This window comes from Bacillus sp. CHD6a (assembly GCF_001293645.1).
GTDB lineage: Bacteria > Bacillota > Bacilli > Bacillales > Bacillaceae_I > Sutcliffiella_A.
The window spans coordinates 209,622-229,780 of record NZ_LBMD01000003.1; the positions used below are offsets into that span (position 1 = coordinate 209,622).

Annotated in this window: 17 protein-coding genes; 3 read left to right on the plus strand and 14 right to left on the minus strand. The window is 43.3% G+C overall.

All coding sequences use genetic code 11. The features are described from left to right. Position 1: 1 nt before the first annotated feature. The 3 genes from AAV98_RS05580 to spoIIID all read right to left on the minus strand — a co-directional run bounded on the left by AAV98_RS05580 (position 2) and on the right by spoIIID (position 3,140). Positions 2–823: a flagellar hook-basal body protein gene (locus tag AAV98_RS05580; protein ID WP_060664580.1), complete on the minus strand. Its 822-nt coding sequence runs from the start codon at positions 821–823 to the stop codon at positions 2–4. 681 nt (positions 824–1,504) lie between these two features. Continuing rightward, the gene (locus AAV98_RS05585) at positions 1,505–2,506 is read right to left on the minus strand and encodes a rod shape-determining protein (protein WP_060664581.1); all 1,002 of its coding nucleotides are present in this window, start codon (positions 2,504–2,506) and stop codon (positions 1,505–1,507) included. A 370-nt stretch (positions 2,507–2,876) separates the two neighbouring features. After that, on the minus strand, positions 2,877–3,140 hold the full coding sequence (spoIIID, locus tag AAV98_RS05590) for a sporulation transcriptional regulator SpoIIID (protein WP_010200304.1): 264 nt from the start codon (positions 3,138–3,140) through the stop codon (positions 2,877–2,879). Positions 3,141–3,551: 411 nt separating this feature from the next. Here spoIIID and AAV98_RS05595 point away from each other — a divergent pair, with 411 nt between their 5' ends. Next, the gene (locus tag AAV98_RS05595; RefSeq protein WP_060664582.1) at positions 3,552–3,890 is read left to right on the plus strand and encodes a BsuPI-related putative proteinase inhibitor; all 339 of its coding nucleotides are present in this window, start codon (positions 3,552–3,554) and stop codon (positions 3,888–3,890) included. Between the two features lie 441 nt (positions 3,891–4,331). On the opposite strand, the gene AAV98_RS05600 is transcribed toward AAV98_RS05595, so the two are convergent. From AAV98_RS05600 to AAV98_RS05615, 4 genes are all read right to left on the minus strand, one after another. Further along, entirely contained in the window at positions 4,332–5,984 is a 1,653-nt protein-coding gene (locus AAV98_RS05600; RefSeq protein ID WP_060664583.1) for a sodium:solute symporter family protein, read from the minus strand. Positions 5,985–6,143: 159 nt separating this feature from the next. Next, positions 6,144–6,446 (minus strand): DUF4212 domain-containing protein, encoded by a 303-nt coding sequence (locus tag AAV98_RS05605; protein ID WP_060664584.1) that lies wholly within the window; start codon positions 6,444–6,446, stop codon positions 6,144–6,146. Between the two features lie 107 nt (positions 6,447–6,553). Next, a complete protein-coding gene (locus AAV98_RS05610) occupies positions 6,554–6,736 on the minus strand; it encodes a hypothetical protein (protein ID WP_060664585.1) in 183 nt (60 codons plus the stop codon). A 407-nt stretch (positions 6,737–7,143) separates the two neighbouring features. Next, positions 7,144–7,650, minus strand: a complete 507-nt coding sequence (locus AAV98_RS05615; RefSeq protein ID WP_060664586.1) for a hypothetical protein — start codon at positions 7,648–7,650, stop codon at positions 7,144–7,146. 336 nt (positions 7,651–7,986) lie between these two features. Here AAV98_RS05615 and AAV98_RS05620 point away from each other — a divergent pair, with 336 nt between their 5' ends. After that, complete coding sequence (locus AAV98_RS05620; RefSeq protein ID WP_060664587.1) at positions 7,987–9,189, plus strand: hypothetical protein; 1,203 nt, start codon at positions 7,987–7,989, stop codon at positions 9,187–9,189. Positions 9,190–10,312: 1,123 nt separating this feature from the next. Continuing rightward, positions 10,313–12,919 carry a calcium-translocating P-type ATPase, PMCA-type gene (locus tag AAV98_RS05625; protein ID WP_060664588.1) on the plus strand — a complete coding sequence of 869 codons (2,607 nt, stop codon included), beginning with the start codon at positions 10,313–10,315 and terminating at the stop codon, positions 12,917–12,919. Between the two features lie 67 nt (positions 12,920–12,986). On the opposite strand, the gene AAV98_RS05630 is transcribed toward AAV98_RS05625, so the two are convergent. The 7 genes from AAV98_RS05630 to spoIID all read right to left on the minus strand — a co-directional run bounded on the left by AAV98_RS05630 (position 12,987) and on the right by spoIID (position 19,857). Beyond that, on the minus strand, positions 12,987–13,640 hold the full coding sequence (locus tag AAV98_RS05630; protein ID WP_060664589.1) for a pyroglutamyl-peptidase I: 654 nt from the start codon (positions 13,638–13,640) through the stop codon (positions 12,987–12,989). Positions 13,641–13,740: 100 nt separating this feature from the next. Then, positions 13,741–14,268: a chromate transporter gene (locus tag AAV98_RS05635; protein ID WP_060664659.1), complete on the minus strand. Its 528-nt coding sequence runs from the start codon at positions 14,266–14,268 to the stop codon at positions 13,741–13,743. After that, a complete protein-coding gene (locus tag AAV98_RS05640; protein WP_060664590.1) occupies positions 14,268–14,831 on the minus strand; it encodes a chromate transporter in 564 nt (187 codons plus the stop codon). The genes AAV98_RS05635 and AAV98_RS05640 overlap by 1 nt, the downstream gene beginning before the upstream one ends. 167 nt (positions 14,832–14,998) lie before the next feature. Further along, on the minus strand, positions 14,999–16,615 hold the full coding sequence (locus tag AAV98_RS05645) for a gamma-glutamyltransferase family protein (RefSeq protein ID WP_060664591.1): 1,617 nt from the start codon (positions 16,613–16,615) through the stop codon (positions 14,999–15,001). A 58-nt stretch (positions 16,616–16,673) separates the two neighbouring features. Further along, entirely contained in the window at positions 16,674–17,270 is a 597-nt protein-coding gene (locus tag AAV98_RS19880; RefSeq protein ID WP_082380787.1) for a transposase, read from the minus strand. Positions 17,271–17,725: 455 nt separating this feature from the next. Then, positions 17,726–18,565, minus strand: a complete 840-nt coding sequence (locus AAV98_RS05655; RefSeq protein WP_060664593.1) for a M23 family metallopeptidase — start codon at positions 18,563–18,565, stop codon at positions 17,726–17,728. A 263-nt stretch (positions 18,566–18,828) separates the two neighbouring features. Next, positions 18,829–19,857: a stage II sporulation protein D gene (gene spoIID / locus AAV98_RS05660; protein ID WP_060664594.1), complete on the minus strand. Its 1,029-nt coding sequence runs from the start codon at positions 19,855–19,857 to the stop codon at positions 18,829–18,831. Between the last annotated feature and the right edge of the window lie 302 nt (positions 19,858–20,159).

The window sequence follows — 20,159 nt, forward strand, 5'->3', positions numbered from 1 at the left end:
TTTAGTTGATGCGTCCAATCTCATTGGCTGCTTTTTGCATACTCATGTCATATGCTTGAATGACTTTTTGGTTGGCTTCGAATGCTCTGTAAGCTGCTGTCATGTCAGTCATAGTTTGGGCCGTGTCAACATTAGAGCGTTCTATATGGCCTTGTAGGACCTGGAAGGCTGTTCCAGGGTTGTTAATCGCAGTTGGCAGAGCTTCGCCGTTGTTAAGAAGGTATAGACCGTTGCTATCTCTTGTAAGGGCATTTGCGTCTGGTGCAAGAGCAATCCCGATTCGGGTGTTGAAAGTTCCGTTTTCTAAGATGGTACCGTCTTGTTGTAGCTCGAAGTTTTCGGATTGCAGTTGAATTCTGTTGTTGTTGTCGTCAAGGATAAAAAGACCGTTATTGGTTGTTAGGTAGCCTTGTTGGTCAATGGCAAAGTTTCCGTTTCTAGTGTATCTAAGTGTGCCATCTTGGTTTTCAACTGTGAAGAAGATGGATGCTCCTTCAGGGAGTGCTTGGTTCAGGATTGCAAGGTCTGTTTGGTTGCTGGTTTGACGCATGTCGCCTTGGGTGTGTTTTGGTGCCACTTCTTGTAAATAGACTCCTGTATGTAACCCTCCGATTGGCTGGTTCTGGGAGAATGCAATAGGTTTGGTTGTTGGGATAGTAGGTTGCTCCATTTTTTTTAGGAGTATTTCTGGGAAGGCTCTTAGGGACGATTGGTCTGCTTTGTAGCCAGGTGTGTTGGAATTGGATAGGTTATTTGACAGCATTTCCATCCTGCGTTGCTGGGAGATCATTCCTGCTGTTGCTGTGTGGAATCCACGTAACATGATAAGGTTCACCTCTTGGTTTTGTTAACGTACATAAATGTCTACTTTCTATTATAGTATAAATTTTAAATTGTCGATATATGTAATTTTGTGAATGTTTTGGAGAATGTTAATAAGCGCCAAGGATTAGGCGCTTATTCGGTGGTATTTATGGAGTTGTTGGTTATGGTAATTTAGTTTTTTGATTAGTGATTGTTTGATCGTTTCATCTAAACAGTCTTCAATGAGGATCTCGTGGTAGTTTGCTCTGATAGTGTGCCACTTTATGATAAGGTTTTGGATCAATTTGGGACACCTCCGTTTTTTGGTGTGGTTGTGTTATATTTATACCCTTCGTGGAGGTTTTATAACTTTCTAGGGGTTTGGAGGTGCATTTGAGGTTATAGGACTAGGTTTTTGGGACTTGAAAGGGAGTCAGACCCCCTCAAGGGGAATTTAACGGAGTAGAGGATTTTTTTTGGGGGTCAGACCTCTGGGGTTGTTGGTTTGAATTTTTGTTTTAAGAGATAAGAGCTTGAGGGCGGGGTCAGTCCCCCGCGTGGAGGATTTAATTATTTTTGGAATTTATTTTTGGTGGACAGACCCCCAGACCCCTTTGTTGTTGCTTTTGACATAGTTTGTATAGAGAAAAGGAGCAGCCTTGGTGGGTGCTCCTTTGGTTAGTTGTTTTGTTCAATTTGGTTAGGCGAAGCTTTTGGATGGTAGGCGGTCGATGTGGTCAAGCATGATGCCTGTGCCGATTGCTACGCAGTCCATTGGTTGTTCTGCTACTAAAACCGGGACTTTTAGTTCATCTGCCAGGAGTTGGTCTATTCCGTGCAGGAGTGCTCCTCCGCCCGTTAGGATGACGCCGCGGTCAATGATGTCTGCGGATAGTTCTGGCGGTGTGCGTTCTAGGACGCTTTTTGCCGCCTGGACGATGACTTGAACGGATTCGCGTAGTGCTTCTTCGATCTCAGCTGATTTTACTGTGATGGTTTGTGGCAGTCCGCTTACCATGTCGCGTCCGCGGATGTCGATGGACTCGTCACGTCCGCCAGGGAATACGGTTGCAATTTCAATTTTGATATTTTCGGCTGTGCGCTCACCGATAAGAAGCTTGTACTTCTTTTTGATGTATTGAAGGATCTCGGCGTCAAATTTGTCGCCGGCCATTTTTATGGAAGAAGCAGTTACGATGTCGCCCATGGAAAGGACTGCAACGTCTGTTGTTCCTCCACCGATGTCCACGACCATGTTTCCGCTCGGTTGGAAGATGTCCATGCCAGCTCCGATTGCTGCCACTTTTGGTTCTTCTTCAAGGTAGACTTTTTTGCCGCCGCTCTTTTCTGCCGCTTCTCTAATTGCTTTTTGCTCAACGGATGTGATGTTGGTTGGGCAGCAAATAAGGATGCGTGGTTTAGATAGGAAGCCTTTAACGTTCAGCTTTTTGATAAAGTGTTTAAGCATCGCTTCTGTTACTTCGAAGTCTGCGATGACTCCGTCTTTTAGCGGTCGCATCGCTACGATGTTTCCTGGAGTACGCCCGACCATTTTGCGTGCTTCTTCCCCTACCGCCAATACTTTTCCTGTGTTCGTGTCCAGTGCTACTACGGATGGCTCGTTTAAGACGATGCCTTTTCCTTTTACGTGGATGAGTACGTTTGCCGTACCCAGGTCAATTCCAATATCCCTTGCAAACATCTTTCTTTTTTCCTCCTTGCACGTATGCTTTTATACTCGCGACTTTTTATCTGAATGTTCTTTGATTGTTTAATTGCTAATGAACACTATCTTTAGTCCTAATTGTATATTCTATCACATTTTACTAAATAAAGGTGAAATTTAACAGTAGGTTGGTGTCATTTTTTTGAGTATTTTGTCGAAATGGGGTTGCTTGAGGCTTAACGTATTACGACACTCTAAAAGTTCGTGCGGAAACGGAGGGAGTTCGTGCGAAAATTGCTAGAATTGATGCCAAAAGGACCCATGTTGATGCAAAACCATTTTCCAAGCAAATAGCCAGCGAAAACCAAAAATACCAGAGCTTCTCCTTCGCCCTGGTATTTCTGCTTTATTTTACGGCTTCTTCCTCTTTCTTGTACTTCATCTTGGTTGCTTCGCCGCCCCGTAAATGCCTGATGGATTTATGGTAATCAAGGATTGTTTTGACTTCGTTTGCTAAGTCTGGGTTGATCTCTGGCAGCCTTTCGGTCAAGTCCTTGTGGACAGTACTTTTGGAAACGCCAAACTCTTTCGCTATCACGCGAACTGTTTTCTTTGTCTCCACGATATACTTTCCAATCTTGATAGTTCTCTCTTTGATGTAATCGTGCACACCACTCGCCCTCCCTAAATTGTGGATGTTGAGAAGTGTGAAATGAGACTCGCTTATACCGATGTAACGAAGTGCATATATTTATAGTTGTATAGGAAACAAAAGTAGGATGGCTGGTGTAATTCTTCGAGACAATCTACGATCCCTCACCTCAAACACTCTCTTTGTATGTTTGGTTTGTATCAGTTTATTAGCTTGGTTGGTTGTTTATGCCAGAAATGTCTTGAGGGACAAGGCTTTTGTTTGATTTTTTTGAAAATAGAGCTGTTTTGCGTCCCTAGGTGTTATAATTGGGATATTTTCGCTTTGTCTTGTCAACCTATTTTTCCTATTCTCCAATCATTAAAGGTATAGACCTAGTTATGTCGAATAGGTTAGTAAAGGATTAGATTGCGATGGGAGTGTTGTAGCATGGGTTTGGAAGCAAAGTTGACGTATTCAGAAAGTGGTCCCGATTCAGTTATGTTGCATTTTGTCGTAGAAAATACTGGTGACGTTTCGGAGATGGTAACCTTCCGTAGCGGGCAGCGATATGATTATATCTTGTACCGGGATGGAGTACGGGTGGAACAGTTTTCTGAAGGGAAAATGTTTACGATGATTTATGAGGAAATCATCGTTGAGCCTGGGCAGGAGTTGAGTTTTGACATTCCATTGAAGGAGCTTCAGCCTGGAAGTCATAAAGTGATGGTGTGGCTGGCTGACTCCGCTTGGCCAGGGGTTAGAGATCGTGTGGAGTTTGATATTTAAGAGTGTGGGAAGAGTGTGGGACCCGTCGGTGAAGACGGGTTTTTTATTTTAATTATGCTTAAGGGTTCAAGTTAGGGTTAGAAGATAGAAGTAGGTGAATTCCTGTGAGCTTGTTAATTTCCCGCGGAATTTGTCGAGTTGGGTTAATGTAAGACAACTTGTTTTTAAGGCTGTCATAACTAGCCACCCTGAAATCTATTGTATCGGTATGGGACAAACTAAGTTTCTATTTGTCGACAGTTGTGGAAAGCGGGCTGTTTTCTACTAAATTGCTCGGGAAATAATGTTTTTTTGCGAATGGGAACATATTTTGTAGATACCCCCTTATATTTAGGTAGATATGGGTCTTATATACCGCTATGTATCGGGTGGCGATACGATAGGCTAATTGCAAAAAAGAGGAGCAGCTTGGTTTGGCGCTGCTCCTCCCTTCTATCTAATTTAGTTATCGATCCAAACGTCTCCATCCTTGTATGACATTTGCTCTGGATAGCGAAGGTCGACTACTTCGTCTTGAATCTTTTGTGATGGGGCTTTTGTTCTAAGCGATACGACAATGATGGTGAGGATGGCTGCCGTCGCTCCAAAGACACCTGCTCCTGTGTCGATAATGCCAAGGACGGTGAAGCCGCCGTATTTTGCCGCGAAGATATAGGATAATGTCACGGCAAGTCCTACAAGCATTCCGGCGATGACTCCTTGTGCGTTGGCACGTTTCCACCACACTCCGAGGAGTAGTGCCGGGAAGAAGGTTCCGGATGCGAGCGCAAATGCCCATGCGACGATCTGGGTGATGGCCCCTGGTGGGTTAAGCGCTACAAGGCCTGCCAGAACGGTTGCGGTGACGATGGTGACACGTCCGACCATTAGGCGGTTCTTTTCGGATGCATTCGGTCTCATCACACGGTAATAAATATCGTGTGCGAATGAGGATGAGATGGCAATCATTAGCCCTCCAGCTGTGGACAGTGCCGCTGCCATAGCGCCTGCCGCTACGAGTCCAATGACAAAGACACCAAGGTTTGCGATTTCTGGTGTGGCCATTACAACGATGTCATTGGCGATGATCAGCTCGGTCCATTGCAAGACACCATCCCCATTTGTGTCAGCCAGCTGGAGTTTTCCTGTGTTGACCCAGGATTTAGTCCATGCCGGAAGCTGGTCGATCGGGCTGCCTGCTACCTGTTTCATCAGGATGAAGCGTGAGAATGCCGCATATGCCGGTGCGGAAAGATATAGAAGACCGATGAAAAGCAGGGCCCATGCGCCTGACCAACGAGCTGCTTTCATAGTAGAAACGGTGTAGAAACGCACGATTACGTGTGGCAGACCTGCTGTTCCTGCCATCAGTGTAAACATGAGTGCTAGGAACTGCCATTTGGTGCCGTTTGTGAACGGTGCAAAGTATTCGGATAGGCCGAGTTCCCGGTCGAGAGCCCCTAGTTCGTTTACAAGGTTTCCGTAAGTTAGCCATGGTAACGGATTGTTTGTCAGTTGCAAGGACATGAATATTACAGGAACCAGGTAAGCGATAATTAGGATGATGTACTGTGCCACCTGTGTCCAGGTAATCCCCTTCATCCCACCGAATGCTGCGTAGAATGCAATTAGGACTACCCCTATCAAGGTCCCAATTCTTGCGTCTACTTCTAGCAAGCGGCCGATTACTACACCTGAACCAGAAAGTTGGCCGATAGAGTAGGTGAAACTGATAATGATGGTACATAGTGCCGCGATGACGCGAGCAGTGTGGCTGTCAAAGCGATCGCCGATGAATTCTGGCACGGTGTAGCGACCGTATTTTCTCAGTTGTGGTGCAAGAAGGAAGGTAAGGAGCAGGTAACCGCCTGTCCAACCCATTATGTATGCAAGTCCGTCGTAGCCAAGGAGCATGATGGTCCCGGCAAGTCCGATGAATGAGGCGGCACTCATCCAGTCGGCGCCGATAGCCATTCCATTAAAAATCGGTGGAACGCCGCGGCCTGCTACGTAGAAGTCGGAGGTTTGGCGTGCTTTATTGTAGATAGCGATTCCGATATAAAGTCCGAATGTGATGAGGATCAGGGTGAGTGAGACGATAAACTGATTGTCCAAACGTTGGGCCCCCTTTGGGTATAATGAGAATTCTTTTTATGAGTGATTGAGTATGTTTTTTGTGTAATTCATGTTGGGTGAGGTTCTTGGATGTGAGACTTTCGATTGTAGAATTTTTGATGTTAGTTTCTTGGTGAGGTTGTGGTCTTTCCTATAGGATTAGTGATCTAGTGTTCTTCCTGCGCTTAGGACTTCGTTGGCCTTTTCGTCGATGCCGTATTTTGCGTCAATTTTGTCGCTGACTTTGGCGTTAACGAATAATAGAATGATAAAGACAATGATTGATCCTTGTGCGCCCATGAAGTAATGGAATGGGAAGCCTCCGAAAATGGTGAATTGCAAAGACTCGGCAAACAGGACAATGCCATATGAAACGCCCATCCAAATAGCTAAATAAATCAAAATGAACTTGTTCTTCTCGCGAAAATAAGCATCAGCAACGGACTTCTCAATTTTTTTCAAAGGTTAACCTCCTTTTAATTTTGGAGTAGGGTTCGACATGGTTGGCGAAATTCCTTCTGGGGTCTGACCCCTTTTGGGGTAAAATTTTTTAAGATTCGCTTTTATCGTTATCTTAGGCTGAAGATGAATTTGATGGTGTCGAAGAAGGGTGCTGGTACTAGGGCGATTTCCACGACGGCGTAGGTGATTAGGGTTGCTATTGGGACTGATAGTAGGATAGGTTTTTGTTTTTTGATTGCTAGAAAGATGCTGGTGACTGTAATGATCAAGAATAAGTAGAATAATAGCATGTTTTGCTTGTCTCCTTTTTGTAAGCGCTTTATTTTGTGTCGAAACTACCTCCTATCTCTGTACAGTTTATTCTGTATTATTACAGAATTTTATAATAATTCTAATAATTAGATTATGGTATACGGGCGGTTTCTAGTCAACTGTTTGTTAATAAATAGAAATCTACAATTTTCGAGTATTGTATATTCGTGTGTATTAGTACAATACGTTATTTAGTTTTAATGACATGATTTATTGGTTAAATGTGTAAATTATCTTAGTCTTTCGATTTAGTTAAATAGAATTTTATCGATTTGTGAATCCCCTGATTGGGATGAAAAGTTTTTTTCATGAATGTATCGCCAGGCGATATGCTGGAGCGCTGTGGCGTATTAGGCGCTCCAGATTAGATCGCTTTAAAGTTGCGTTATAGAATTTCCTCTTCCCATTCTACTTCGTGTTCTTTCATCAGTTCTTCCAGTTCGTCTTGAAATTGGCGGAGTTTGGCGCGGCCTTCGTCGAGGAGTTCGTTCGCTTCTAAGATTTTGTCATAGCTTTGGAGTTCAAGTGCGATTAGGATCATTTTCATGGCACGAAATTGGGTGTTGCTGGCGTCAATGTAAATTTCGTGGACTTCGCGTACTTCTTTCGTTTGTGGTCGGATGTTTTCTAGTTTTTCAATAAATTCAGTGTAGGCTGGAATGGTGACGGTGTCCATCGTTTCGTACATGGTCCAGTCGTCTGTGTAGTTGTTGCCGGAAACACTGGAGTAGGAGTCGACGGCTTCTGCTTCGAGTTCAAAGATGCTCATGAGGTCTTCGTTTACGTAGGTCTTCAGGTCTTCTTGGACAAGGTCCGTGCTGCAGGCTGGCAGGGCTAAAAGGGACAGGATTGCTAGGAAGCACAGGAACTCTTTCATCGGTGTTTTTGTCATGGTGGATCCTCCATGGGTGATGGTTTTTGACACTCTAGAATGGTATTCGGGGTGGACGGTTTTTAGCACGAAGTAGGGGTGTACTATTTAAAGGGTAAAAAAGGAGTTCCCGGTTGGTTATTAAGCCTTTCTCTTTTGAAGTACCCGTATAGGAAAAAGTAAATATAAAAACAAGTATAAAAGCAGTGGATTTCGCGTAAGAATTCGCGCTGCTTTTAACCTTTTCTAGGGAATAGTTTATTTATTTTATCAGTATTTTTTCTTAATGTGGTTGTTCAGTTTAAAAGGAATTATTGATAAAATAACAAAAAGTATTTTATTACAAGGGAGTTGCCTATGCGGTTTTTGATTGAATTTAAAGATTTCAGTTCCAAAGAGGAGAAAAATAAATCTTTAAGTGTACTGGATATATTTTTAAATGAACATCTAATTGGTGATTTTCATGGACGAACTTTTGAGAGTATATTAATTCGTTTTATTAACAATGCACCACCAAAGAAGAAATTTAAATTAAAATCTTTATATAAAATTATTGCAGAAGTTGAAATTGAGGGGAACTTTACTAGTAACGTAAGGTTAAACATTACCGATTTTCAACATGGATTATCGAAGGTTGAAGAAGCAATAAATTTGGTTCTACTAATACAAGTAAAAGAAGAGCTGGACTTTAATAAAGATAAGTTATTAAATAGCCTTAAAAGTATTATTAATAATGCTCCACAGACTGATGAAGAATTAGAAAATTATGTAAAAAAAGAAAAAGAAATCAATTATTTGAATACCGTCAAACGTGTTGATAGCTTGATATATTCGTGTAAGATTAATCCGAGACCATTATTGAAACGAATCATTGGTGTTAGATTATATGACCATTTTGAACGGGATACATTAGCACCTTACGATTATATATACTCTCAACTATTTAGTAATTTATTGAGAAGAGCCGAATTAAAGTCACCTGACTACGAAGAGATTTATTTCAGTATTGGTGAAACAATAGAACCAGCGAAACAATCAATTGCTATTGACGAATTTTTTAAATACACATACTCCACATTAAATTTATCTAAGTATAATCAAGGAGATGACAAAGGCAAAGCTAATATGGTGTTTAATTCAATGTGTGAAGGTCTAAGGCTGATTGCTGATTTTGACCATTTAGAAAAAGATAAAATTGAAGGTGTAATTGAGCATATTGCCAAAAAAGGAATTGATATGGAACTAATTTATGCTAGTGTCCATAATAAAGTTTATCTTGTTGAAATCGTATATCATGTTCCACATAGTCATCTTACAAAGACTGAATTTAAATTAAGACTAACAGAAATAAATACTAATAAGACTGGAATCGTAGCTATAGATAAGTTAGATATTTATTATGCACCTTATAGTATAGGTAAAATACAATTAAAGAAAAATGAAATTGTTATTAAGGGCAGAAGTAGTCTAAGGGCAGAGGTTTCTCGAGATGTAGATAAATTACCATCAGAATATCGTTTTAATATAAATGAAATTTTATACTGTATAAATACTAATTGAAAAGGTGCTTAATGCGAAAAACAGCAGAAACCTACATTCACTGCTGTTTTATTGCATATAAAAAGTATCTTTCAACTTGAATGCCTTTTCAGTTAATCCCAATCTCTGTGCCGGTGTAAGATTTTCTACATCTTTTATTTTATAAGGCAAAAGAAATTAAAGTAAACTCTTAAGATTGTCAATGCGTACAGGGCATATTTGTTGCTGCCCTCTCCAACAACACCTCTATGGCATCATGGTACTCTTCCATAGCTTGGCTTAAGGATTTATCCTTATCAACTTTTGACACGAAAACTTGTCCATCGTATCGTTTAATTTCTTGGGCAAAAACTCTGTAAACTGCCACTATGATTGAATAGTTCTCATCTGTTACAATTCTCCATTCGCGTACAATCAGTGCGTTTTTAATTAGCCAATAATGGGCAAGAGTTGTTTAAGTTGTGTTGACATGAATGCCATCTACGTACTTGCTCCTGATTTCAAATTTTCCAAGGTCGTATTCGTATTCTGCTATAAGTTGATTGTCATTTGTGGTTGGCGGCATTGGATAGGATTACATCTTGCAAGGTCTCAAAGGTAATAAGCCTTTTTATCTCTTAAACTACAGACCAGTTTGAAACAGTTTTACAAGTACAGCCTAAAGAAATTCCTCGACTAGTTTTTTCATGATCAGGGTTACATACTAAATCCTTTTCCTCCCCGGCACCATCTAATTTGCACCTTCTTGGTTTGTTCTTTACATTTTCATATCTCTTTTAAGGCAATCCATATCACTTGCAATAGGGATTAATACAATAACTATATTGAATGTCGTATAGATTGCCGATCCAGATAAAAATCGTGGAGAGGTAAATTTGATGATGATATCTCTTCGCAAACTTCTTCGGGTCCATTAAGGGATAGTTCTTTATTCTATCAAAAATTTCCTCCTGGGAAACTGGCGACATTTTTTAGGTTTAGTCTAGCGTTTTGATGCAGAACTTTATTACATTGGTTAGGTCTTGCTGTGACCTCTCGTTAACACCGATTTCATTTGTGTATAACAGTAATTTTTTTAGGAATAGTATGTAGTGATTAAAGTTCGGGTATAGACAGTATACATCTGTTAAGAAAGGAGTTATATATGGATAAATTCTATAAGTTACCCTTTGAAGAAGTGCTGAAGACTATTGAGGTTTCAAAGGATGGCCTTACTGATTCGGAAGTGAAAAAAAGACAGGAGCAGTATGGTTTTAATGAGCTTGGAGAAGATCAGCGAAAAAGCACCTTTCAGGTCTTTATGGAACAGTTCAAGGATTTTCTTGTCATTATTCTTATAGTAGCAGCTTTACTATCTGCCTTTTTAGGAAAATTTGAAAGCACCATCGTCATTGTGGTCGTGGTTATCATCAATGCCATTCTTGGAACTGTTCAGCATGTTAAAGCAGAGCAATCGCTAAAGAGTCTGAAAAACCTGTCCTCTCCCACTGCCAAAGTTTTAAGAAATGGAGATAAAATAGAAATACCATCCAAGGAAGTCGTGGTTGGAGATATACTCTACCTTGATGCGGGGGATTACATAAGTGCGGATGGCAGAATTATTGAAACCCACAGCCTTCAGGTAAATGAAAGCTCCTTGACCGGTGAATCCATCAGTGTGCTTAAAACCCTTGATCCGATTGATGAGGATGATGTTTCCATTGGTGATAAGACGAATATGGTATTCTCCGGGAGCTTTGTTACATATGGAAGAGCTGTAATTGTAGTTACAGAAATCGGAGAGAAAACGGAAATCGGTAAAATCGCCAACTTGATGGAAAGTGCGAAAGAGAAGAAAACGCCACTTCAGATGAATCTTGATAATTTCGGAAAGAAACTTGCGATTGCTATTATCATCATTGCTGTTCTTATTTTTGCAATTGATATCATTCGGGGACGGACATTGATAGACTCCTTCATGTTTGCCGTTGCCCTGGCAGTCGCGGCCATACCGGAAGCATTAAGCTCCATCGTGACCATCGTGCTTGCGTTTGGTACACAGAAGATGGCAAAGGAAAATGCCATTATTCGAAAACTTCATGCAGTAGAAAGCCTCGGAAGCATCTCTGTGATTTGTTCAGATAAGACCGGTACCCTGACTCAAAATAAAATGACCGTGCAGAAAGTGTTCCTGGATTCAGAGGTCCATGAACATGACAAATTGGAGATGGACCAGGAGCTTCATGAAAAATTCCTGCTTATGCAGATTTTGTGTAACGATGCAGAGACCACCAAGGATAAGGAGATTGGTGATCCTACCGAGATTGCCTTGGTGGATTTCGGGGAAGAAATTTATGAATTGGACGAAATGGAAACAAGAAAATCCTACCCTAGACTGAAGGAAGTCCCTTTTGATTCTGACAGAAAGCTGATGAGTACTGTCCATACCCTAAATTCTAAACCGGTACTGATTACTAAGGGTGCCGTTGATGTTTTAATGGATAGGGTGGTAAAAATAGAAACTTCAGATGGCATATCCAATTTTTCAGAAGAGGACAGAAAGAAAATCGACGAAGTGAATCATTCCTTTTCGGAAAGCGGACTGCGTGTGCTAGCCTTTGCTTATAAAGAGGTGGAGGATTATGAGGATATCTCGACAAAGGATGAACAGGACTTAATATTTGTAGGATTGACTGCCATGATGGATCCTCCCCGTGCGGAGTCTAAGGAAGCGGTCGAACGATGCATTTCAGCAGGCATCAAACCAGTGATGATCACAGGAGATCATAAAATAACCGCTTCTGCGATAGCAAAGGAGATCGGGATTTTAAGAGATGGCGATAAAGCAATGGAAGGATTTGAGCTCGAAAAGATAAATGACGAAGACTTAAAAGGCATGGTGGAGGACATTTCCGTCTATGCACGAGTATCTCCAGAGCATAAAATTCGAATTGTCCGAGCCTGGCAGGAAAAAGGGAATATTGTTGCAATGACCGGCGACGGAGTCAACGATGGTCCTGCATTAAAACAGGCGAATATTGGAATCGCCATGGGAATCACAGGAACAGAAGTGGCCAAGGATGCCTCGTCCATGGTGTTGACAGATGATAACTTTTCCACCATCGTTAAGGCGATTGCCAATGGAAGAAGCATCTATGCCAACATCAAAAATTCCATCCGGTTCCTGCTTGCCGGTAACACCGCAGGCATTCTATCTGTCCTTTATGCGGCGATAGGCGGGTTACCTGTTCCATTTGCACCAGTGCATCTGCTGTTCATCAATTTGCTGACAGATAGCCTGCCGGCGATTGCAATTGGACTTGAACCTCATAATAAAAAAGTGATGGAGGAAAAACCGAGGGATGTGGAAACCCCTCTTCTCAATAAAGTGTTTGCAGCCCGGCTCCTAAGTGAAGGATTCTTAATTGCTGTAGCTACCCTAATTGCATTTCATATCGGACTAACCATGGACGACCCTTTGACAGCCAGTACCATGGCTTTTTCCACACTATGTCTTGCCCGACTGTTTCATGGCTTCAACGCACGTTCCAGACAGTCAATATTCAAAGTGGGCTTGTTTTCGAACCTCTACTTGATAGGGGCAGTCGTCTTAGGCATCGCGCTCCTGCAGCTTGTTTTGCTGGTTGATCCTTTAAAGGGTATCTTTGAAGTTGCCACACTAACTTCTGCCCAGTTCGGCTATGTCTATGCTCTGGCACTAATGCCGCTTGTGTTGATTCAACTGTATAAGTTGATTTTTGTGAAAAATTGAAAGAGAATTATGGTGACCTGTACTCCATATGGAATACAGGTTTTTTTACGTTAATTGGTCCCTTCACTCACATCGTTTCGATTGTCAGTTTGATGGCTGCAGTCAGGTCAGTCTGGGACCAGCTTGGTGTGTTGTTGAGTTGGGTCGCGAGCTGGTGGGAGGCTGGAATGTGGATGAAGCCTGCCGGGATATGGGCTGTGTTCGGTTCACCTGTATTAATATGGTTAGTCGCTCGGTCTGCCCCCTGTTGCGCTAGCTTGTGCAGGGCCGCGTACATGACGTTATTACATAGATAGGTCCCTGCTGTATTGGATATTTTTGCAGGAAAGTTATGTTCATTTAGATGGTTAACCATCGCGCGGATCGGCAAGGTGGAAAAGTAGCCATCGGGGCCTTCTGGGTTGATTGGTGCATCCTGAAGCACTACTCCATTATTATCAGGCGCACCACCAGCATCCTTACAATTGATTGCAATTCGCTCCGGTGTTATGTGCGCCCGACCCGCTGCAAGCCCAAGTGAAATCACTGCATCTGGTTGCAGCTCCTCCATATACTCCAATAACAACTTTTCCGATTCGGTGAAATCAACAGGCAGCACCCGGCTTATGACTTGGTATGGACCAACTATCTGTTGGTCCAATTCTCTTACAATCTCCTCTGTTGGATTGATCTTAAAATTCAAAAACGGTTCAAAACCTGTTAGAAGTAGAGTTTTGGTCATGTTCGAAGACCTCCTTATATGTTGGAAGCGGAAGGACGGTTTTGGCTTTTGGCGCTTCGATTGAAGTTCGTAGGAGCTGGTGAACCGTCCCACCTTTTTTTCAAAGTAATATAGCTCCGTAAATTAATGCACCCACAATGACGTATGCGGGGTGCACTTTCCATTTTTCAAGAAGTAGGTAGCTTGCGATAATTAGAAACGCTGTTTGGATAGTGCCGCTTGCTTCGTAGGATTCGGCAAAGAAACGAAAGGCCATGACACCCAGAAGGAGTGCGATGGTTGGTCGCACATAGTTGGACATTCGTTTTACTTTTGGCGAGTCTTTGAATTTGTAGAGCAGGCTCATGAGTGCAATCATCAGGATGAGTGATGGTGCGACGGTGGCGAATACGCCGACGGCTGCGCCTAGAATTCCTGCTTGTTCGTAGCCAATGTAGCCGGCCATTTTCGTTGCGATTGGTCCTGGTAGTGCGTTTCCGAGAGCGAGTACTTCACTGAATTCAGATACTGACAACCATCCGTAGCGGTGGACGACCTCGTTCTCCACTAGCGGAATCGATGCAGGGCCTCCGCCGTACCCTAGGATGCCTGGTATGAAAAAGGCTAGGAAAATCTCCCAATAAATCATCATGGTTGGGTCCCTCCTTTTTCCGGTTTTGGTTTATCTTTTTTGAGAACTGCCGCTGCAAGTAATAGGGCAATGACGATTCCTGGATGGATGCTTAGAATCTCGATGAATAGGAAACTAGCTAGGATTAGGAAGAAGGCTATGGGCCACCCAAGTCCTTTTTGTGATTTTGATAGAAAGTCCCATGTTAGGACAGCAAGTAGGACTCCGACAACAGGGAGTACTGCTTTGGTCATTCCTTGTACCCACGCTTGGTCTTTGAAGCTTGTAAGGGTGGTGAGCAGGACGATCATGAGTATGATGGTCGGGATGGTGGAAGCTAAGATAGCGTTCATCATGCCTGTGTAGCCGCCAACGCGGTACCCGATGTAACCGGCCATCTTAGTGTTAATTGGTCCGGGCAGGGTGTTGGCGAGTGCCAGGATGTCAGAGAAATCGTCGTCTGAGAGCCATTTGTACTTGCCTACTACCTCTTTATGTACAAGCGGAATGCTAGACGGACCTCCGCCGTAGCCAAGCATCCCAACACGGAAGAATGCGATAAATAAGTCCCATTGCTTCATGGTGTATGGTTTCCTCCTTTGTGAAGAGGGAGCTGACTGACTCTACTTTGCTTTGGTGCTTTAGTGGAGTGAGGGTCAGACCCCTCTTTAGTTCTTTAGTGCTTTAATGGAGAGCGGGTCAGACCCCTTTTTAAGACCCCTCTTTAATCGTTTACCTCTTTACCCCTCTACCACGATGCAATGCGGCCGTCGGTTCTTGGTTCGGTGCCGCCGGTGAGGGTGCCGGTTTTGGGGTCGCGCCAGATGATTTGGCCGCGGCCGAAGCTGCCTCCGTCGAGTGTGACTTGTATGTTGTGGCCTTTGCGTTGGAGTGCTTGGGCCAGGTGTTGTGGGAAGTGGTGCTCGACGTGTACCGTTTTGCCTTCCATCCACTGCCATCTTGGTGCGTCTAGGGCTGCCTGCGGGTTAAGGTGGAAGTCGACGGTGTTCATGACGACTTGCATGTGACCCTGTGGCTGCATGTAGCCTCCCATGACGCCGAACGGTCCGACTGCTTCGTTGTCTTTTGTCAGGAAGCCCGGGATGATGGTATGATACGTTTTCTTTCCTGGTGTCAGCGCGTTTTCGTGTTCTGGGTCAAGGGAGAAGTCATGTCCTCTGTTTTGCAGGCCAATCCCGGTTTCTGGTACGACGACACCGGATCCGAAGCCCATGTAGTTGCTCTGGATAAAGGATACCATATTCCCCTCCCCATCGGCGGTTGCCAAATAGACGGTTCCCCCTTTTGGCGGAGTTCCTGGTTCTGGAGTAAGGGCTGTGTCGGTGATGAGGCCTCTTCTTTCTTTTGCAAAGGAATCGGACAGCAATTCTTCTGCGGTGTGGGTCATAGTCGTTGTATCTGAGACGTATTTCTTTGCGTCGGCGAAAGCTAGTTTCATTGCTTCGATTTGTTTGTGATAGGTTTCAAGACTGTCGCGTTCGGTGAAGGTGTCCTCTTTTAGCATGTTAAGTGCCATGAGTGCGACGATTCCTTGGCCGTTCGGCGGAATCTCCCAAACGTCGTAACCTCTGTAGTTGACCTTGATTGGCTGTACCCATTCCGGTTGGTAGGCTGCCAGGTCGCCATATGTAAGGAAGCCGTTGTGTTGCTTGGAGAAGTCCGCGATTTTATGGGCTAGTTCGCCGCGGTAAAATGCTTCTCCGTTTGTTTCACCGATTTGCCTTAGGGTGTCGGCGTGGCCTTTGGAGGACCAAATTTCGCCGATTTCTGGCGCACGTCCGTCTGGTGCGAAGGTCTCAAACCAGTGCGTGAATTCTTCGGTTGTGCAGGATTTTTTATAGGCATTGTAGGCGGCCTTCCAGTACTTTCCGAGTGTTGGGGAGACTGGGTAGCCATTTTCTGCGTACTCGATGGCAGGTTGCAGCACTTCTGAGAGTGGTAGTTTGCCAAATTTCTTGGATAGCTCCGCCCAGGCAGATGGTGCACCAGGGACTGTTACTGGGATCAGACCCATTTTCGGCATGGTTTCGTGGCCTCTTTCTTTTACCGCTTCGATGGAGATAGATTGTGGAGCTGGGCCGCTTGCGTTTAGTCCGTGAAGCTCCCCTTTTGTCCAGACAAGTGCAAATGCATCGCCGCCGATTCCGTTGGAGGTTGGTTCCACGACGGTCAAGCAGGCTGCAGTTGCGATGGCGGCATCAATGGCGTTACCCCCTTTTTTCAGTATGTCGAGGCCGGCTTGTGCAGCTAATGGCTGGGATGTGGCAACCATGCCTTTTTGCGCAAAGACAGTATTGCGCTGAGATGGATATGGATTGTTGAGATAGTCGAGTTTGAGTGTCATGTGTTGATCCCCCTATTATTTCGTTATGCGAATTATTTTCTATTATACGTAATTTTCTTTATTTTTTCAAAATAAGAAATTTTGCTTTATTGTTAGAAGTAAAATGGATTCGGGTGTTTGGGGTGTTGACGTAGTGTGGATAGGAGTCTTGGTAGTGGGTGGTGGAAAAGTATTTTAGGATGTCTTTTGTGGTAACGAGTGGGTCGTGTTGATTGTTGTAGAGGTATTGCTTGTAACTGCTGAAGGGGTAGTCTTCGGGGTTGTGGACCATCTGTGCTGCGACAGGGTTCAGGTGGATGTATTTGCTGACGTCGATCTGATAGTCAATGTCGTGGATGATGCTGGATTTAAATCTTCCTTCTAAGAGGTGGCCGGTGAGTTGGTATTTTCGGTTGATGTACTGGGCGTATTTGGTGTTGATTTTTTGCATGATGAGACTGATGTTGGTGGTTTCCGTTTCGATGAGCAAGTGGGTGTGGTTGGTCATGAGGCAGTAGGCGTGCAGTTTAAATGGATATTTGTGTTTGATTTCGAGGAGGATGCGCTTGTAGGTATGGTAGTCTTTTGGTTCAAAGAAGATGATGCTGCGGCGGTTTCCTCGTGTGGTGACGTGGTACATGGCTCCTGGGAACCAGATTCTTGGGTTTCTGGGCATAGTGGATGGTGCTCCTTTCGGGGATGGGATTTGGATTTAGTGGTTTGTGTTGGCATATGTTGGGATGGGGCTAAGTGGATAGTGTGGGGGTCATGTTGTGGCGTGAAGGCGTGGAGTGGGCCAACTTATATAGTATTCGACATGAAGTGGAAAACACCTTTAGGGGTCTGACCCCTTTTGAAAAAAATTCTTTTTAAACCAAAAAATACCGCCAAACGGTACCTACGTTTGGCGGTTTTGACATTCTCTTGTTTTGCGCTGTTGTGTTGTTTGTGTATCGGTATTGTTAGTATACCCAGGTATGCTTGGCTTTATTCCTAGTTTTGTATGAAAGTAGATAAAAATTTGCATAGAAAAAGAGCAGCTTTCCGGAGTTTTGTTTCCCGTTTGTAAGCTGCTCTTTGGCTCAATAGAGTTTATCGTTCTAGCATTTATTTTGTTAACAAGACTTTAGATTATGTTAGATAGCTGACAGATTCTTCTTCGTCAGAAGATCCTTCTTCGCCATCTTTGTCTTCTCCGTCTTCAGGCTTGTCTTCGCCTTCAGCAGGAGTTCCTTCTTGTTCACCAGCTGGCTCGCTTCCTTCTTCAGAAGCTTGTCCTTCTTCCTCTAGTAGGGAAGTGACTGGTTTGTTAAAAAAGCTACTCGGATTCACTGCTACATTGTCCTTGCGGATTTCAAAATGAACATGTACTGCGTCTTTGTTCAGTTGGTTTGTGTGTGCTTTGGCGATTGTTTCACCTTGCTCTACGAAATCGTTGACTTTAACTTTTACGTCAGTCAGTGATTGATAGATTGTTTTCACACCATCCAAATGCTCAATTTCTACGACGTTTCCTAGTAATGGATCATTTTCAACATGCGTTACAGTTCCACTTAAAGAAGCAACTACTTCGAATGTTTCGCCGTCTTTCATTGCAATGTCGATACCTGTGTTTGGTTGGTAAATGCCATTGTACTCAATGAAAGCTGCTTCTTGGTCTTCTTTAGATGCATTTGCATCCCAGAATGGTCTTTGGATGACAGAAGAGTTAACGTCTGTTACCGGCATTACAAAGTTTTCTACCGGGCTGTTTACTTCCATGGAATCTTGATCACCATAAGAAGTGGTAGGTCCTTGCCCTTCTGTGTTTCCTGGATTACCTTTTGATTCATTACCTGATTGGGATACTAAAACCGCTGTCAAAATGATTGCTGCGCACCCAAGATAGATTGCTGGGAACACCCAACGCTTTTTCATTAAGCGTTGCCAATTTGAATTTTGAGAAGTCCGTTTCTTTTCTTCCTCTCTCATTGTATCATCACCTCAGCAATCATTCTGAACAGATTCACAGAATAATATACATGCAGGCTGAAAAAATTTTTGAAATGCTTATTTTTCTTCAATGGAGGGGGAATTATGCATGGAAATTGAAAATAATTTTGAAAAGGGGTCAGACCCCGGCAGGAGCCGGGGTCTGACGGGTGAACCTTTATTCGACATGAAGAGGGAAAACCCTTTGGGGGTCTGACCCCCAAAGGGTTATTTTTTTCAATTTTTTCAAGCTTCCCCCTTCTCTATCTCTTCGCTGTTACTTTATTTAAATATTGTTCGGCGCTGGCGATTTGGACGTCTTTGTAGTAGTGGGAGATGATTTGGGTGTAGTTCTTGCCTTCTAGGGCCATGCCGTTGGCGCCGTATTGGCTCATCCCAACTCCGTGCCCAAAGCCTTTAGTGGTGATGACGATATTTTCCCCTTTACGCTCCCATGTAAAGTCGCTTGAGCGCAGCTTAAGGATGTCACGCACTTCCCTTCCACTCAGCGTCTTCCCATTTATATCTACCGTCTCCACTCGGTTCCCAGTGGTACGGGCAATGATTTTCCCTACAGAACCGTCACTTCCCAGGCTTACACCAAGTTTGGATTGAAACTCTTGTACCGGCAAAGATACTTGACTTAAGTATTTTTCAGAATCTACATCCCAGGGGCTTTCTACACTTCGTAGATATGGAATTTCGTTTGGCCAGTATTCTTCTGAGTTCTCTGTATACCCATTGCTGGTGGAGAAATAGCTTGCATCAATTGGTGCATTATTATAGATAAGGACAGATCCGGCTGTTTCCGCGACCGCCTGTTTTATTTTTTCCATCTTCCAGTTAAAGTCTTCCGCTGACCAGATTGTTTTTAGTTCTTCTGGACTTTTATAAACTTGATGCTGTTCAGTATCTGTCACATCAGCGCCTTCTGGTGTGCCTAGTTTTTCTTCCGCCATCAGTTGCCTTAATATATACGTCCGCGCTGCCAAGGCTTGTGCTTTTAGCGCCTCTATTTCAAAATCAGCCGGCATTTCCGAAGCTACCACACCAACAATATAGTCCTCTAGCGGTATCTTTTCAATCATCTCCTGTTTGTGTCGATAGACGGCTACATCAATCGGAGAGTCAATGGAATCCACTTGGTTTTGGATCTGCTGATTCGGTTGGAGTTCTTCTGCTAACTGGCCGCTTTCCTTATCGACAAACGGCATGACTAATAACGTTGGTACCATTAATACCATGACAAATAGAATAGAAGTGAGTACGATGATTGGTTTCAAGTTTCTCATAGCGCCGAGCCTCCGATAACAATAAAGTAGTAGTTGTTTGTTAATGGTTGGATACCTTTACTCTTCATTCTTATGGAAGTGGACAAGCAATTATGACTAAAATATGGGCAGGTTTATTATGATCCTACAGAAGCCTCTAACCCTAAAAAACTCCTAAAAACTTCTATATTATATACACATAACCCACAACTATCAGAAAACAATTTCATATCCCATAAAAAAAATGGTCTGACAGAAAAAAAGGTGGAATATTAATAAGTAATGAAAAAATGCTGTGCTGGGGTCAGACCCCAGCAGGAATT